15 protein-coding genes are annotated in these 14,829 nt (G+C 57.7%); 6 read left to right on the top strand and 9 right to left on the bottom strand.

What is annotated here, in order from left to right:
* Together paaG and paaF are read right to left on the bottom strand one after the other, a co-directional pair.
* Positions 1-792: a 2-(1,2-epoxy-1,2-dihydrophenyl)acetyl-CoA isomerase PaaG gene (gene paaG, locus DMX11_RS15940; RefSeq protein WP_110745370.1), complete on the bottom strand. Its 792-nt coding sequence runs from the start codon at positions 790-792 to the stop codon at positions 1-3.
* A 34-nt stretch (positions 793-826) separates the two neighbouring features.
* Positions 827-1,600 (bottom strand): 2,3-dehydroadipyl-CoA hydratase PaaF, encoded by a 774-nt coding sequence (gene paaF, locus DMX11_RS15935; RefSeq protein ID WP_110745369.1) that lies wholly within the window; start codon positions 1,598-1,600, stop codon positions 827-829.
* A gap of 354 nt (positions 1,601-1,954) precedes the next feature.
* On the opposite strand from paaF, the gene paaY reads away from it, so the two are divergent.
* The 4 genes from paaY to DMX11_RS15910 all read left to right on the top strand — a co-directional run bounded on the left by paaY (position 1,955) and on the right by DMX11_RS15910 (position 6,131).
* Positions 1,955-2,554 carry a phenylacetic acid degradation protein PaaY gene (gene paaY, locus DMX11_RS15930; protein WP_110745368.1) on the top strand — a complete coding sequence of 200 codons (600 nt, stop codon included), beginning with the start codon at positions 1,955-1,957 and terminating at the stop codon, positions 2,552-2,554.
* Positions 2,555-2,631: 77 nt separating this feature from the next.
* Complete coding sequence (paaX, locus tag DMX11_RS15925) at positions 2,632-3,555, top strand: phenylacetic acid degradation operon negative regulatory protein PaaX (protein ID WP_177410750.1); 924 nt, start codon at positions 2,632-2,634, stop codon at positions 3,553-3,555.
* 823 nt (positions 3,556-4,378) lie between these two features.
* Positions 4,379-4,657: a hypothetical protein gene (locus DMX11_RS26250; protein ID WP_256590623.1), complete on the top strand. Its 279-nt coding sequence runs from the start codon at positions 4,379-4,381 to the stop codon at positions 4,655-4,657.
* Between the two features lie 982 nt (positions 4,658-5,639).
* Positions 5,640-6,131 carry a hypothetical protein gene (locus DMX11_RS15910; RefSeq protein ID WP_110745365.1) on the top strand — a complete coding sequence of 164 codons (492 nt, stop codon included), beginning with the start codon at positions 5,640-5,642 and terminating at the stop codon, positions 6,129-6,131.
* Between the two features lie 137 nt (positions 6,132-6,268).
* Here the strand turns inward: DMX11_RS15910 and DMX11_RS15905 are convergent, their stop codons facing one another.
* Together DMX11_RS15905 and DMX11_RS15900 are read right to left on the bottom strand one after the other, a co-directional pair.
* Positions 6,269-7,237, bottom strand: a complete 969-nt coding sequence (locus DMX11_RS15905; RefSeq protein ID WP_110745364.1) for a hypothetical protein — start codon at positions 7,235-7,237, stop codon at positions 6,269-6,271.
* Positions 7,228-7,857 (bottom strand): hypothetical protein, encoded by a 630-nt coding sequence (locus DMX11_RS15900; protein ID WP_146230366.1) that lies wholly within the window; start codon positions 7,855-7,857, stop codon positions 7,228-7,230. The genes DMX11_RS15905 and DMX11_RS15900 overlap by 10 nt, the downstream gene beginning before the upstream one ends.
* 521 nt (positions 7,858-8,378) lie before the next feature.
* Here DMX11_RS15900 and DMX11_RS15895 point away from each other — a divergent pair.
* Complete coding sequence (locus DMX11_RS15895) at positions 8,379-8,909, top strand: glyoxalase superfamily protein (RefSeq protein ID WP_110745362.1); 531 nt, start codon at positions 8,379-8,381, stop codon at positions 8,907-8,909.
* A 109-nt stretch (positions 8,910-9,018) separates the two neighbouring features.
* Here the strand turns inward: DMX11_RS15895 and DMX11_RS15890 are convergent, their stop codons facing one another.
* From DMX11_RS15890 to DMX11_RS15870, 5 genes are all read right to left on the bottom strand, one after another.
* The gene (locus DMX11_RS15890; protein WP_110745361.1) at positions 9,019-10,545 is read right to left on the bottom strand and encodes an IS66 family transposase; all 1,527 of its coding nucleotides are present in this window, start codon (positions 10,543-10,545) and stop codon (positions 9,019-9,021) included.
* Positions 10,546-10,595: 50 nt separating this feature from the next.
* The gene (gene tnpB / locus DMX11_RS26245) at positions 10,596-10,931 is read right to left on the bottom strand and encodes an IS66 family insertion sequence element accessory protein TnpB (protein WP_146230365.1); all 336 of its coding nucleotides are present in this window, start codon (positions 10,929-10,931) and stop codon (positions 10,596-10,598) included.
* Positions 10,928-11,254, bottom strand: a complete 327-nt coding sequence (locus DMX11_RS15880; RefSeq protein ID WP_110745360.1) for a transposase — start codon at positions 11,252-11,254, stop codon at positions 10,928-10,930. The genes tnpB and DMX11_RS15880 overlap by 4 nt, the downstream gene beginning before the upstream one ends.
* Before the next feature lie 681 nt (positions 11,255-11,935).
* On the bottom strand, positions 11,936-13,378 hold the full coding sequence (locus DMX11_RS15875) for an MFS transporter (protein WP_110745359.1): 1,443 nt from the start codon (positions 13,376-13,378) through the stop codon (positions 11,936-11,938).
* A 117-nt stretch (positions 13,379-13,495) separates the two neighbouring features.
* Positions 13,496-13,918 carry a type II 3-dehydroquinate dehydratase gene (locus tag DMX11_RS15870; protein WP_110745454.1) on the bottom strand — a complete coding sequence of 141 codons (423 nt, stop codon included), beginning with the start codon at positions 13,916-13,918 and terminating at the stop codon, positions 13,496-13,498.
* 289 nt (positions 13,919-14,207) lie between these two features.
* On the opposite strand from DMX11_RS15870, the gene DMX11_RS15865 reads away from it, so the two are divergent.
* Positions 14,208-14,750: a hypothetical protein gene (locus tag DMX11_RS15865; RefSeq protein ID WP_256590622.1), complete on the top strand. Its 543-nt coding sequence runs from the start codon at positions 14,208-14,210 to the stop codon at positions 14,748-14,750.
* The last annotated feature ends 79 nt before the right edge of the window (positions 14,751-14,829 follow it).

The raw sequence follows: 14,829 nt of genomic DNA, 5'->3' as shown, positions 1-14,829 counted from the left end.
TCAGTGCCCCTTGAAAGCCGGCGTGCGTTTGTCCATGAAGGCGCTCACGCCTTCGCGGTAGTCCTCACTACGCCCGGCCAGGCGCTGCAGGTCGCGCTCCAGTTCAAGCTGCTCATCGAAGCCGTTGTCGAAACTGGCGTTGAGACCGCGCTTGATCAGCGCCAGGCCGTAGGTAGGCTGGGTCGCAAGCTGGCGGGCGAGGGTGAGGGCTTCGTCACGCAATGCGGCGTCGTCTACCACACGATGGATCAACCCCCACTGCTGCGCCTGTTCGGCGCCAAGACGCTCGCCCAGCATGGCCAGGGCTTTGGCCCGCGCCATGCCGACCAGGCGCGGGAGCAACCAGGTACCGCCGGAGTCCGGCACCAGGCCGATCTTGCAGAAGGCCTGGATGAAGCTGGCAGAACGGGCGGCCAATACCAGATCACAGGCCAGAGGGATATTGGCGCCTGCGCCAGCAGCCACGCCGTTGACCGCACAGATCACCGGCAGCGGCAGGTCACGCAGGGTGCGCACCAGCGGGTTGTAGAACTTGTCGATCGACTCGCCGAGGTCTGGCATTTCGGCGCCCGGTGCGACGTTGCGGTCTGATAGATCCTGGCCAGCACAGAAACCGCGGCCTTCGGCTGTCAGTAACAGCACGCGCGCTTCACTGCTCTGGCGTACTTGCTTTAGCGCCTCACGCACCTCCTGGTGCATGGCGGTGTTGAAGCTGTTCAGTTGCTCGGGGCGGTTCAGTGAAAGGAAGGCAACGCCGTCGTCGATGGAAAACAGGATGTGCTGGAAAGTCATGACAGACTCGCTCCGTCAGTCGAGGGGTTGATGATCAGCGGCCCTGGAAGCGGGCCTGGCGTTTTTCCTGAAAGGCCTGGATGCCTTCATCGCGGTCGGCAGTGCCGGCCAGCAGGGTGAAGGCATGGCGTTCAAAGCGCAGGCCGCTGGCCAGGTCGGTATCACCGGCCTTGAGCACAGCCTCCTTGGCCAGGCGCACGGCCAGTGGCGCCTTGGCGGCAACGCAGCGGGCAACCTGCAAGGCGCGCTCCACGGTGAATTCGGGCTGGGTGACTTCACTGACCATCCCGGCCTGTTGAGCGTGGCGGGCGGTTATCGCTTCGCCGGTCAGCACCATCTGCATTGCCAGGGGCTTGCCTACCGCCCGCAACAGGCGCTGTGTGCCCCCGGCGCCAGGGATGATGCCGAGGTTGATCTCCGGCTGACCGAAACGGGCGTCTGTGCCGGCAATAACGATGTCGGCGCACATCACGAGCTCGCAACCGCCACCCAGGGCATAACCGTTGACGGCAGCAACCAGCGGCTTGGCGAAGGCAGCGATGCTTTGCCAGTGGCCTACGCGGGGGTCATTGAGGATCCCGACCAGATCTCGCTCGGCCATCTCGCGGATATCGGCGCCGGCAGCGAACGCCTTCGTGCTACCGGTAATAACGACGGCGCCAATCTGCTCGTCGTGCTCGGCGACCTTCAGCGCAGCGGCCAGCGCTTCCAGAAGCTCGGTACACAGAGCGTTCAACGCCTCGGGCCGCTGCAGGGTGATGAGCTGTACGCCGAATTCAGGCGCCTGCACGTCGAGATATCGGGGCATAACGGGTTCCTCTGGCTGCACGCACGGCACGTCGTGATGCCGGCATTTCTTGGAGTTTTTTTGCAGAGGCGTGATCGGGAGCACGCTCAGGTGCAATGAGTATATGCACCATACGATACGGATACGCAACGTTGAAATTTGTTTTCCGTATCTGTTCATGTAGGGTCTGGCGTCTAATCTAGTCACTCATTCCTGCCATTTCTACGGGCTTTCATTGCATCATCGAAGCACTTGGCGGCATTTACTAGCCCATATCCATATTTTCCTGACATGATACAAAACCTGTAATTGACTTGCCGATATGTTGAGATACAAGATCAAGTTACACATCAAATCACTTGAGGAGCTTTTGGCATGCCTTGCTATCGCCTGGACGGGCTGACGCCTGTGGTCCACCCAACAGCCTATGTGCACCCCAGTGCGGTACTGATCGGTGACGTCATCGTCGGCCCCGGTTGCTACATCGGCCCGCTGGCGTCGCTCAGGGGCGACTTCGGCCGTATCGTGCTGGAGGAGGGCGCCAACGTGCAGGACACTTGCGTGATGCATGGATTCCCGGGTGGCGACACCGTGGTAGAGCGCAACGGCCACGTCGGCCATGGCGCTGTGCTGCATGGCTGTCGTGTGGGGGAAGACGCGTTGATCGGCATGAACGCGGTGGTGATGGATGGTGCGCATATCGCGCCACGCTGCATTGTCGCGGCCACGGCCTTCGTCAAAGCCGGCTTTGAATGTGCAGCGCAAAGCTTGGTAATGGGTTCACCCGCGCAGGTCAAACGCCCGCTGACTGATCAGGAGCTCGCCTGGAAACAGCGCGGGACGGCGGAGTACCAGTATTTGGCGCAGCGCTGCATGCACAGCATGGTCGAATGCCCGCCACTGAGCGAGGCCGAGCCAGGGCGGCCACGCATGGAAGACACTGGAGTACGCCCCAAAAGCCAGGCAAGCGCATGAGCCTGGCCGCGACACGCAATGGCCAGGCGGCCCGCCGCGCAGGTATAGTCGGCACTTTATCCGCGCACAGTTCGCCCATGAGCAATCTTGCCCCACTGAATACGCTGATCACCCGCTTCCAGGAGCAGACGCCGATCCGCGCCAGCTCCCTGATCATCACGCTGTACGGCGATGCCATCGAACCTCACGGCGGGACTGTCTGGCTGGGAAGCCTGATCAACCTGCTGGAGCCAATCGGCATCAATGAACGCCTCATCCGCACGTCGATTTTCCGGCTGACCAAGGAAGGCTGGTTGACCGCTGAAAAGGTTGGCCGGCGCAGCTACTACAGCCTGACGGGGACGGGGCGCCGGCGCTTTGAGAAAGCGTTCAAACGCGTCTACAGCGCAAGCCAGCCAGCTTGGGACGGCGCCTGGACCCTGGTGCTGCTGTCGCAACTCGATGCGGGCAAACGCAAGGCCGTGCGCGAAGAACTGGAATGGCAGGGCTTCGGGGCGATGGCACCGAACCTGCTCGGCAGCCCGCGCGCCGATCGCGGTGACCTCGCCACCACTCTGCGCGAACTGGAAGCCGACGACGACAGCATCGTCTTCGAAACCCACACCCAGGAAGTCCTGGCATCCAAGGCCATGCGTGCACAGGTAAGGGAAAGTTGGCGCATCGACGAACTGGGGCAGCAGTACAGCGAATTCATCCAGCTGTTCCGGCCGTTATGGCAAAGCCTGAAGGAGCAGGATGAGCTGGGGCCACAGGATTGCTTCCTGGCGCGCACGCTGCTGATCCACGAGTACCGCAGGCTGCTGCTCCGTGACCCACAACTGCCTGACGAACTGCTGCCCGGTGATTGGGAGGGAAGGGCGGCGCGCCAATTGTGCCGCAACCTCTATCGCTTGGTGTTTGCCAAGGCCGAGGCATGGCTGAATGCCGCGCTGGAGACAGCGGATGGGCCGTTGCCGGATGTTAACGAGAGTTTTTACAAGCGGTTTGGCGGGCTCGTATGACAGGAATTTAGACAGTAGCGCACCTGAAGTTCTTCCGGGCGAAGACTTTTCGGGTTTGGCGTCCAGGGTGCTCTGCGTCTCGCGATCAGTGATTCATAGTGAATGGGTCAATTTGAATCACTGCTGACGTAATGGCCAAGCGGGAAGAAGCTCGTCCTCTGGAGACCTTTCTGATTGGCTGTATCTTACTGAATTTAAAGGATTTAATTTGTCTTGAGTTGAACAGTCAAGTTGGCATTCGTGTTGCTATCGAGGTTTTGGGAAGCAGTGAACCGTTCCCGAAATACTGATTACGGTCGGCATACACCTAGAGAAGGAAACTTCGCACGACTGAACAACTCCAGCAAAGTTCAGGCGTTCGGACGATACCACGTCAGTCCTGCACTCGACCTAAGGGTGGGCATCGCGCATTAGTGGATCGGCGCGGTCGATGTCGATGTCGATGGGAATCAAGCTACTGGTCGAGCCACCGAGACCAAATTTACTGCTGGGGTAGGCTATCAGCTGGATCCGCGGCTGCATCTTATGGCGCTTTATGGAAGGGATATAAACGTCAGTGGCGGCTTCAAGGAGCAGAACCGAATAAACTTGCGTGTAGCCGTCGCTTTCTGATTGAGCGCTTTAGCGCATGGCTGTAAAGAAATGTAACTACACTAAATGACTATTTAGCGTAGTTATCCCTTGCGTTCATATTATAAGGGCAGGGTAGCTCATCTATTTAGCTAGGGGTAGCTCATGCGTTATCGCTAACGTCCACGTTTGCACGCTAGCGTTCAAGACTGAGCTACCTCCGGCGGCAGTTACCATCAAGGAGCACCATTTAATGACTCACTTTCAAGGCTGGATGCTAGAAAGCGCCCATAACTACCTCAAGGCCGCTGAGCTTCTAGACGCCCAAAACCTCCCGCATGTCGCCCTGGGCAATGGAGCGATCGGTATGGAAATCCTGCTAAAAAGCTTTATTTTCGTGCCAGATCAGCATGGAGGTGCGTCCGGCGAAACCTATAGCTTGACGTCGAAGCACTCAAAATGGCTCACCATTACCTGCAGTCGATCGGCAAGATCCCATCCAAACAAAAGCGTGACGCTCACGATCTGCTGATACTATTTCACGCGATGCCTGCAGCTATTCGCAAGAGCCTAGCCCTGATTAGCCAGGAACACTCATTCGAGAAGTATCGCGATGTGTTCACCAGTAGCCGGTATCACTAGGAGTCGGCCAGCTGGAAATTTTCTGAGCCAGTATTGATGAGTTTACTGCGGTGAACGTTGGCCAACGTAGGTGGCTACTACAAGGAACGAGGCTCGTAGGATCCATTCGTGCTGAGTTACATCGCTGAGGTTCAAGCTCGATCTGCGACCCAGTGATCGAGGCCAGGGGCCTGGCTTCAAATCTACCCACCCACGGCCCTGGCACCTCCATACAAAACTGCCCATAATCCATATTATGTTAAATGGCATGTGTGAGTAATGGTGCCTGCTGAGTCACCAGCCCCCGAAAACCAGACTTTGTGTGAACTGGCCATACACCCCTAATCCGTCCAGTACCTTCTCAGCTTTACCAGCCTCACCACCCCTGATTGCCCGGTTTGAAAACCATAATCCAGCAGCTAGAGATCCCATCCGAAATTCTACCGTCTAGTTCAGCCAAATTGATCCCCGCGCCTCAAGCGCCCTAAATCTGATTCCGCATCCGTCAACATGCTTCGGTGTCTACAATTTACATCCATGCGCTGGCACTCCACGGCCAAGTTCTGGCTTCTATGCAGCTTGGGCCAGGCTGCCAGATTAGAACGCCTGCAGGCAGCCACAGCCGGTGATCCGACCACGCTGCGTGCCTATAATGACGTCCGCGCACGGCTCGGTACCCTTGATCCCGCACTGGAAGCATTCCAAACCTGGCGCCTGGGCATCGACTTCCTGACCAAGCAGTGCCAACGGCCGGAGTTCACCCCGAGGCACTACAAGATCGTGTGCCCAGTGCTCGAGACGATAATGAGATCGGTGCGCTAAAGCCTAGAGATTTCGAGGTTCGTCAAGGGATAGCCCGGACGACTTTCACACCGGTACAACTGGCTGATCTGATGTCAATAGCCACGTCATTGCCCCAGAAGGATAATCAGTGGCAGCCATGGCTCCTCGTCGCGGCCGTGGCCATCTACTCTGACGCTCCACTGCGTGCGTTGGGGTCAACATCGGCCCTTAAATTGAGGTTTTCAAGCTTCAAAGCCGACGAGGCCAGCTCTCCAGAGGCAGGCTCAAGTCAGATTTCCCCAGCATGGTTCGAAAGCCCTCACTACCCTCGCCTGCGCTATCCGCTGGCTTCTGAGTTCGCTGCCTATTTCCGCCGTCATGCCAAGTTCAGGCACAGCCAGAATTCGGATCTTTCCACGCAAAGCCTGCTGCTGCCTTTGATGGATGGTAGTGCTGGTTACGCGAGCCATACCATGATCGATCTATTCAGAAGGTTCACGACCACCATTTTGACGCGACTGCAGCAAAGTCCGTTGGCTGAGAAGGCCCACTGGCGCGACTGCGGTCATCGGCACGGCTGTCGTGAACCAAGCCCCGACTGAGTCGGGGTCTTGGCCCTGCGGGCTTCCATCCCCGTGCCTACGGCCAAAGGCCTACGCGTTGCGCTTGCAACTGCCCTCCCCGGCATTAATGGCAGCTTCGGGCATCGCGTTTCGTTGGCGGCGACCGGACTAATAACTCACGCGGCTATCAGCAAAATTTCCCGCGCCTCGGTCGCATGCTGAAGCAGCCCAGGATGTTTCACTTCAAGCTCAATGAGATCAGCTTGGTAGGTCAGAGACGGCGTCATCTTGGTTCCGTCCTGCAGGAAACGAGTCAGACCAGCGAATTGCTCATGAGTGATCGTTGACGCAACACTGCGATCGTTGGACAAAGCCTTTACCCGAGAAGCGTTGAGGTTGGCGATGTCGGTAGCAAGCTCCGTCAGGCTTTGTCGGGCGTACTTGTGAGAACCAGCCTTCAACTGAACGTGGGACATCATCAAACCAAGGTTTACTAATCGGTTTTGCAGCAGTGAAACCTGGTCAAAGAATGCAACGTTGCTGGTGGCCATCCGCGAATGCCGTTCCAGGAGAAGCCTGGTGAACTCATACTGCTCATTGAAAGATCCAATCAATATCCTGAGCTGCTGAGCATCGCCTTCTTCGCAGAACTGTATTGCGGTGCGTAGTAGGCCTCGAAAGCGAGCTTCATCAGCGAGTAGGTACCGTTCGTGAGCCTCGCTCACCAGCAGCCAGGTCTCTGCGATCGTTTTTGATTGTTTCTCCATTTCCCGGCTAATTTTGTCGAGTTTTTTGCACACAATGACAAACCCCACGGTAGTCACCGCGAGGTTGAGCCCACTCATTACGAGATTGGCCGACTGTAGTCCCTGGAGCACATTCATGCTCTGCTGCACTTGATCCATGCCAGTTTGAAGCGACCCCAGGCCACTGGATAGAGTGGATTGCAGGTTCTTTAGGCTCTCTTGGACATGCCCCGAGTCGCCCGGAAAAAGGAGGTGCCCGACGATCTGGCCAGCCTTCTCGGTTCCCTTTGAGTGTCGGACTACGCCACCCCAAAGCGTGTAATCTCCGCTATGCAGTTTGGCCAGGACATCTGGGATATCAGGCAAGGAGCGTACAAGCGCGTCAACGTTTACAAACATGCTTTCAGTTTCTCCGTGTAGGCCTCGAAGTCTTGGTCGTAACGTGCGCGCCGCAGCTTGGCGATTTGCAGAGCGGCAGGAATGGTGATCCGGAACGCCGGCGACGAAGCCTGGTAAATCGCGAGTCCTGCGGCACCGATAGCAAGTGGAGCTGCAACCATTGAGAGCACCCGGCCTCCCAATGCGCTGGCAATGCCCGCCCCGCCACCAGTAGTAGCCACACCGCCCAGGCTACCGGCAGACAACATCAGCATTTTCACCATTTCATTGATGTAGCCAGCGAGATTGCCGCCGCTCAGATAGTCCTTGAGCGCTTCGTCTCCCATGTATTTGTCCATGGCCTGGCGGATGATGATTTCCTCAATAGCGAAGATGTCATCTTGCGCGGAGGGTTTTCCGTCCAGTTTTTTGGCGACATCCGTCGCGACCTCGAGGTAGTCGATGCTCTCCGATTTGATTGCGGAAACAATGGTGTTGCTTCCGAAAGCACAAATTTCCTTTTCAAGCAGGCCCGAAATAGATTGCAAACGGCCCTGCACCTTCCGGGTCGTGATCGTTGCCTTCACGACGCTGTCGAGGGCAATCCTGCCCTTGCCATTGTCGGTGATCAGGTCGGCCAAGACTTCCAGATCCGCTGATGCGGCACGCGATAAGAGATCGGATATCGACCGGTCTCTCGGAACAACTGACTCCATGTATCCCCCTGTAAGCATTCCTAAAGTAGCCGATCATCAATGCAATGATTGCCTATGGCCAGTACGGGCGTACTGATTTTAGCCACAAGACCCACGCGTGTCTTCCCGCTGGAGAGTCAGTCTGGCGCTCACTCAAGAAGTAATGCAGAGCAGACGCCACCCACGCTGGGAGAGATCGCACCAGTTGGTGATGGAGACCGGGCCCGTGATGTCGTGAATGCCGAGAACCGGGCGTAAGCGTCCGGCCATGTCAGATTGCCCTCTCTAGCGAAAGTCAGCTTCCGACCGCGCGATAGACTGTGTACCATTGACTGAGGCTTATGCTGCCTGCCGCTCGCACCGTTAAGGAAAGGTGAAAGCATATTTGCTCCAACCCATTCGTATCTCTCTTGATAGTCGGGGTTTGGCAACGCGAGCACCAAGACGCTTCGACTCCAGGAGAAATCATGTCGACAATCGAAAACGCTAAGCGCATGGCCAAATCTCTGCGCACCTCGCTTGAAGCTCGCGATCATGAGGTAACCCATTCGGTTGCTCTTGAAATGGTGGCTCAGCAGCTGGGCTACAAAGATTGGAATACCGCCTCAGCAGCGCTCCCTCACGATCTGACCGGCGCTGAAATCAAGTTGGAGAAAGCTATTCCGATACTGCGTATGTTCGATGAAGCGAAGGCGAGGGAGTTTTATCTTGATTTCCTAGGCTTCAGTGTCGAATTCGAGCATCGTTTCGAAGTGGATCTTCCCCTTTATCTAGGGCTTAGCCGGGACGGAGTGCAAGTCCACCTTTCTGAGCATCATGGCGACGCAAGTCCAGGAACGACCATTTTTGTTCCCATGCAGAACATTGAGCTGTTTCGGGACGAGTTGATCACCAAACGCTACGGCTTCGGTCGACCCGACATCGTGGAGCAGGAATGGGGAAAGCTTCTGGAGGTATACGATCCTTTTGGTAACCGTATCCGTTTCTGCCAAAGCTGATTTGAATGGTTCCAAGAGTTAGCTTCCGTTCTTAAAAACAACGAGGCGCCTGTTCAGCTACATGAGATTGAACAGGCGTCCTTGTAGGTAATCACTTGACCTCGGTTAGCTAGGCTGGCGTCCATTGATGCGGCAGCAGTTGTTCGATCTCACTGGCCTTCTGCGTCGGCAACCGCGTCAGTACATCTTTGAGGTACGCGTACGGATCATGGCCATTCATGCGCGCCGACTGGATCAAGCTCATGATCGCTGCCGCTCGTTTGCCACTGCGCAGTGAACCTGCGAAGAGCCAGTTCGACCTACCGAGCGCCCACGGCCTGATCTGGTTCTCCACCGCATTGTTGTCGATGGGCACGGCACCGTGATCCAGGTAGCGCGTCAGCGCTACCCAGCGTTTTAGGCTGTAATCCAGTGCCTTGGCTGTAGCCGAGCCCTCGGGTACAAGCGCACGCTGAGCCAGCATCCACTCGTGCAATTTTTCAGCGACGGGCACCGCTACTTCCTGGCGTAATCGCCAGCGACCTTCATCGCTCATGTTCCTGGCCTGCCGTTCGACCTCGTACAGCCCACCGATCGAGTGCAGCGCCTGTTCTGCCAACTGGCTTTTGTTCGCCACATGCAGGTCAAAAAACTTGCGCCGGGCATGGGCCATGCAGCCGATTTCGGTGATGCCTTGCTCGAAGCCGGCCTTGTAGCCCGCGAAGTCATCGCACACCAGCTTGCCGTTCCAGGCGCCCAGGAAGTTGCGCGCATGTTCGCCAGCACGGCTGGGGCTGAAGTCGTAGACCACGGCCTTCAGTGACGAGAACAGTGTCGTGCAGTAGGCCCAGACGTACGCACGGTGCGTTTTCTTTTCACCTGGTGCCAGCATCTGCACCGGTGTTTCATCGGCATGGACGACGCGCTGGGCCAGCACTGCTTCGCGCAGTGCATCTACCAGCGGTTGCAGTTGTACGCCGGTTTGGCCGACCCACTGAGCCAGCGTCGAGCGTGGGATCGCTAGGCCGGCACGGCCGAAGATCTTTTCCTGCCGGTACAGCGGAAGATGATCAGCAAAGTTGGCCACCATTACGTGGGCCAGCAAGCCGGCAGTTGGGATGCCCTTGTCGATCACCTGGGCCGGCACGGGTGCCTGGGTCAGTGTTGCGCACTGCCGGCAGACCCACTTTCCACGCACATGTTGCTCAACCGTGAACACGCCCGGCGTGTAATCCAGCTTCTCGCTGACATCTTCGCCGATGCGCTGAAGTTGGCAGCCGCAGGTGCATTCGGTGCTTTCCGGTTCGTGGCGAATGACGGCACGAGGAAACTGCGGCGGCAACGGTGCGCGCTTGGGTTGCTGGCCTGGTTCGGTCTGTGCGGGTGCAGGATGAAGGGCTTTTAACTCGGCCTCGATGGCTTCAAGGTCGGTATTGAGCAGGTCTTCGAGCAAGCTGCCCTGCGCCGGGCTGATCTGCTCGCTGCGCTTGGCGAACTTGTGGCGTTTGAGGATGGCGATCTCGTGAGTGAGCTGCTCGATGATGGTCTCGTCACGATGGATCTTTCGGCCCATTGTGTCGACCTTCGACAGCAACTGCGCAGCGAGTGCGCGCAGTTGATCGGGAGTCATCTGGTCGAGATTGGGCGAGGAAATCATGCCGTGGATTTTACCAAAGCAGCCCACCTGTCACAGCTAAAACACCCGATTCAGAGCAATGTAATTGTGCCGTTAGCGCCCACCCGCTGCCAGGGCAGGCCCAGCACTAATGCTTGAAGTTGCTCAACATCGAGTTCGATTTCCAGCCCACGGTGAGTGCCAGGCCAATTGAACTTGCCCTGGTTCAACCGCCGCGCAGCAAGCCAGATACCCACGCCGTCGTGCACCAGTACTTTCATCCGATTGGCGCGGCGGTTGGCGAACAGATAAGCGCAGTGCGGCTTCGCCGCACCGAATACGGCGACCACGCGGGCCAGTGCTGTGTCCGTGCCGGCGCGCATGTCCATGGGCTCGGTGGCAAGCCAGATGGCGTCGATACGGATCATTGGGAGAGGCCGCGGATAAAGCGGGCGCAGCCGTCCGGGTCGGAGATCGGCCAGCTCACAGTGACGGTGCGTTGCCCGGAGGAAATATCGATGCGAGCTACATCCTGCCGAGCTGGCATCGCCACAGCGGTCTCAAGCTTCAACGATACAAATGCAGGCAAGGCGGAAGCCTGCCGGTCACGATAGATAGGTATCCACTTCCGAACCAGATTGGCGTTGATGCCGTGCCGCAAGGCCACGCTCGCAATAGACACATCAGGGCTTAGGCATTCCTGTACAACCTGGGCCTTGAAGGGTTTGGGATAAGAGGTGCGCTGACGCATGGTGTTCCTTGAATTGAGGGCGATAGTGTCCACGTATTTTTAGGTGGACACCATCGCTCTTAATCTGGGGATTCTGAAGGTGTGTTCGGCAGACGCTTACGATGGAGCGTTGGATCTCTGAGGTTTTGAAGCAGTAGCACTCTACTCAACACGAGCACCCTACTCTCCTGAGTGTTTGGAATGTTACGATTAGGCCCAAGGGTGAAGGAGCGCCACCCTGGCAAGCAATTTCAGCCGTTTGACTGCCTTGCAATGCACCGGATCCCTTTTAGCTCGCAGCCTCGCTCGGCAGAGCCCACCGAAATACGAATTGCGGGCCGTTATTAGGCCCCCGCTCGCAACCAGCCTTTTGGCCATAACCAGGTGATGACTGACTCATTTCCCCAAGCGTTCGAATCACGGTATGCCCTCGCTAGAAGGGAAATGTCTTATAAGAATGGTGAAAGGCATCCATGCTTCAAAGACAGCATCCAGGTCAGGCTTCGGCAGTAAATAACAGCGTTAGATGGAGCGTCGGTGTGCGCTCTGGCAGAGGTTTCAGCGCTAGGCACGCGCTTGTGTGCTTCATTTCTACAACGAATCAGCACCGAAAACCACTCATCCAAAGCAAAAAACACCCCTACGTAGCAACCCAAACGGCCACGGTCGGCATGCGAGACCGCTGGGTCGATAGCTTCAGATTTAGGTAGGTAACACCTGCTTTCCTGCATCAGTAGACAGCCGCATGGCATCGACCACGCTGGCGCAGGCAATCAGCGCAACACCGATCAGCGCCCAGTGGAAGTCACTGACAGTGATACCGCCGTCAGCGTCGCGCACCATCATCGACACCCTCAAAAGCAACGCCACCACAGCCACGCCCAACGCCATCGCCAGTTGGAAGAACATGCTGAACAGCGTCGACGCCTCGCCCATTTGCTGTTTGGGCACCTCGGAAAAGCCGACAGCATTGTACGTAGTGAACTGCATCGAGCGTGACAGCCCACCAATGAACAGCACCAGCGCCATCCAGTACCAAGGCATACCCTGCTGCAGGCCCAGGCATGCCAGAATGGAGCCGATACCAATAAGACCATTTACCAGCAGCACTCGGCGGAAACCATAGCGGCATAGTAAGACGGTGGTAAATGGCTTCATCGCCAGGTTTCCAGCGAAGATCGCCAGTACCAGCAGACCGGTATCTACGGGTGACAAGCCAAATCCGATTTGTAGCATCAGCGGGATCAGAAACGGCAAAGCACTGATCGAGAGGCGGAACAGCGTTCCCCCGACAATACTGGACCTGAGTGTGGCGATACCTAGCGTCGCCAGTGGCAACAATGGCGTTGGGTGGTGCTGGCAATGGCGGATAGACAACCAGGTCAACAGTGCGCCCAGGGTAACCAGCGCCGCCCCGGCCGAAAAGCTGCCACCGGACAGCGACCCGAGCATCTCCAGGCCTATCAGCCACGCTGCACAGGCTGATGCGAGGAAGATGAAGCCCACCAGGTCGAAACTGCGCGCTTCGCCGCAGGGTGCATCGGGGATCAGCCACCATGCAGCCACGATGGCGAGCACGCCGAGCGGAATGTTCAGGTAGAAGATCCAAGGCCAAGACAAGTGTGTGACGATGAGACCGCCTATGGGTGGCCCAAGCACTGGCGCTACCAACCCCGGCCAAGTGATCACCGCGAGCATTTTCACTAGGTGTTTCTTCTCGGTGGCGCGCAGGACCACCAGTCGTCCAACCGGCACCATCAGCGCACCACCAATACCTTGCAGCACCCGCGCGGCGATGAAGGCTTCGAGAGTGGATGCCAGGCCGCATAACCACGACGCGAAGGTAAACAGGCCGATGGCTCCGGCAAATACATTCCGGGCACCGAAACGGTCGGCCACCCAACCGCTAAGCGGAATGAATACCGCCACCGCAAGCAGGTAGGCGGTGATGCCTATGTTCAAACTCACGGGGTTCTCTGCAAAGTCAGCAGCCATACGTGGCAGCGCTGTGGTGATCACGGTGGCGTCGAGGTTTTCCATGAAGAAGGTGATGGCGACCAGCAAGGCAATGCAGGTAGCTTGTCGTGAGGTGTGGGTTGCTTCTTGGATAGCCAAGTTAACAAATCCTTCTGGGTGAAGAGGCATAAGCTGGCTGACCTGATCCCGTAGAAACGGGCGCCGCCGCGAAGCGGATATGGGTGCATGGTACAGGCTACAGTGACGTTTCCTGCAAGCCCGCACCCATAGTTTCAACACTGCAGCTCACAACATGCGCATGGCTGCCCGTAACGCCAGCAGGTAGCTCTCAACGCCAAACCCACAGAGTTGTCCACGCACCACATCTGCAAACACCGAGTGGTGGCGGAACGGCTCTCTGGCATGGATGTTCGACATGTGCACTTCGACCACCGGTGCCTCGAGGATGGCCAACGCATCGCGGATGCCATAGCTGTAGTGCGTCCATGCCCCGGCATTGATCAGCACAGCATCCACCCGATCTTCAAATGCCTGATGGATTCGCTCGCACATGGCGCCTTCGAAGTTGGTCTGGAAGCTCTCGACCCGCGCCCCCAGTTCCTCGCCCAGCGCCTGCAAGGCCTGGTCGATATCGGCCAGCGTCACCGTACCGTGCTTTCCAGCTGTAACTGCTGACCGCTCGATATGATGCTCACCGGGCTCCAGCAGCCAGCGTTTGTCCAATGCATCGAGCAAGGCGACGATGTGCAGGCTGGCCGATGATGATGCGCCGTGGGGCAGCCCCCCATTTGACCTTTCAACGACGTGAAGTCCCTGGCGCCCGCTGGTTTGATCCTGATCAAAGTGCCAGATTGGCCACCGTCTAGGCTAATTACAGCGAGTCATCATTACAGTGCGAGGCAGTCATGGACCGGGAGGGTGCCAGCGTCCGCTTGCTCCAGAAATTGCCCGGCCTGGGCATTCAGCAATTCGTGCGCCTGGCCCTTTGCAGCCAGCCATGCAGCGAGGCAATGGCTGGCCATGCAGTTACGTGACCCTACCTGGCGTGGCCGGGCAATTTATCGTCAGCACCCAGAGTGCGCAGCCCCTGGGCCGGACGGGGGAGCTGTTCGACTATTCCGGGCCGCTTGGCAGCGCTTGGCCGCTGCCCCTGCAAAGTACAAAGTTGCTGGCCATCAGTCGCGCCGACGGCTTGCTGCCCTTGTTGGGTGCGCTGGATGAGATTCGCTGCTGGCTGCCCTGGGTACAATTGCAACTGTCACATGACGGCATTGCGGCCGAATTGCTGCCAGACGATTGTCGAACCTGGCTGTCGGCACTGTCGCCAATGCCGCGTGACTACAGCAGTGGTTGGTGGCAAACCAGGCACTTGCTGACCACTTTCCGCCCGGACACGGTGTACTGTTGCGCGCCGCCACAGGTGGCGCGCCAGATAGCTCAACTGTGCGGGCAAACAGGCGTAGCACCGCAGCGCATCTGGATACGCACGGATGATCGTGTCCCGGGAAGTGGTGTAACTCATCATGGCTCTTGCCATTGAGTTCGCCGTTTAGTTGATCACAGCTGACAGCTTGGCTTGTGGATTATCGCTGACCGCTTCGAAGGCCTCCAACTGCATG

Source organism: Pseudomonas sp. LB-090624 (assembly GCF_003205205.1).
In the GTDB taxonomy this organism is placed as follows: domain Bacteria; phylum Pseudomonadota; class Gammaproteobacteria; order Pseudomonadales; family Pseudomonadaceae; genus Aquipseudomonas.
This window is presented reverse-complemented; position numbering and strand designations above follow the sequence as displayed.

Bases quoted from the DNA above. Each gene is read 5' to 3' on its own strand.
- DMX11_RS15890 (WP_110745361.1), bottom strand. From the start codon at position 10,545: ATGATTTCCTCGCCCAATCTCGACCAGATGACTCCCGATCAACTGCGC.
- DMX11_RS26250 (WP_256590623.1), top strand. From the start codon at position 4,379: ATGACTCACTTTCAAGGCTGGATGCTAGAAAGCGCCCATAACTACCTC.
- DMX11_RS15910 (WP_110745365.1), top strand. From the start codon at position 5,640: ATGTCAATAGCCACGTCATTGCCCCAGAAGGATAATCAGTGGCAGCCA.
- DMX11_RS15905 (WP_110745364.1), bottom strand. From the start codon at position 7,237: ATGTTTGTAAACGTTGACGCGCTTGTACGCTCCTTGCCTGATATCCCA.
- DMX11_RS15895 (WP_110745362.1), top strand. From the start codon at position 8,379: ATGTCGACAATCGAAAACGCTAAGCGCATGGCCAAATCTCTGCGCACC.
- paaX (WP_177410750.1), top strand. From the start codon at position 2,632: ATGAGCAATCTTGCCCCACTGAATACGCTGATCACCCGCTTCCAGGAG.
- paaF (WP_110745369.1), bottom strand. From the start codon at position 1,600: ATGCCCCGATATCTCGACGTGCAGGCGCCTGAATTCGGCGTACAGCTC.
- DMX11_RS15875 (WP_110745359.1), bottom strand. From the start codon at position 13,378: ATGCCTCTTCACCCAGAAGGATTTGTTAACTTGGCTATCCAAGAAGCA.
- tnpB (WP_146230365.1), bottom strand. From the start codon at position 10,931: ATGATCCGTATCGACGCCATCTGGCTTGCCACCGAGCCCATGGACATG.
- DMX11_RS15865 (WP_256590622.1), top strand. From the start codon at position 14,208: ATGCAGCGAGGCAATGGCTGGCCATGCAGTTACGTGACCCTACCTGGC.
- paaG (WP_110745370.1), bottom strand. From the start codon at position 792: ATGACTTTCCAGCACATCCTGTTTTCCATCGACGACGGCGTTGCCTTC.
- paaY (WP_110745368.1), top strand. From the start codon at position 1,955: ATGCCTTGCTATCGCCTGGACGGGCTGACGCCTGTGGTCCACCCAACA.
- DMX11_RS15880 (WP_110745360.1), bottom strand. From the start codon at position 11,254: ATGCGTCAGCGCACCTCTTATCCCAAACCCTTCAAGGCCCAGGTTGTA.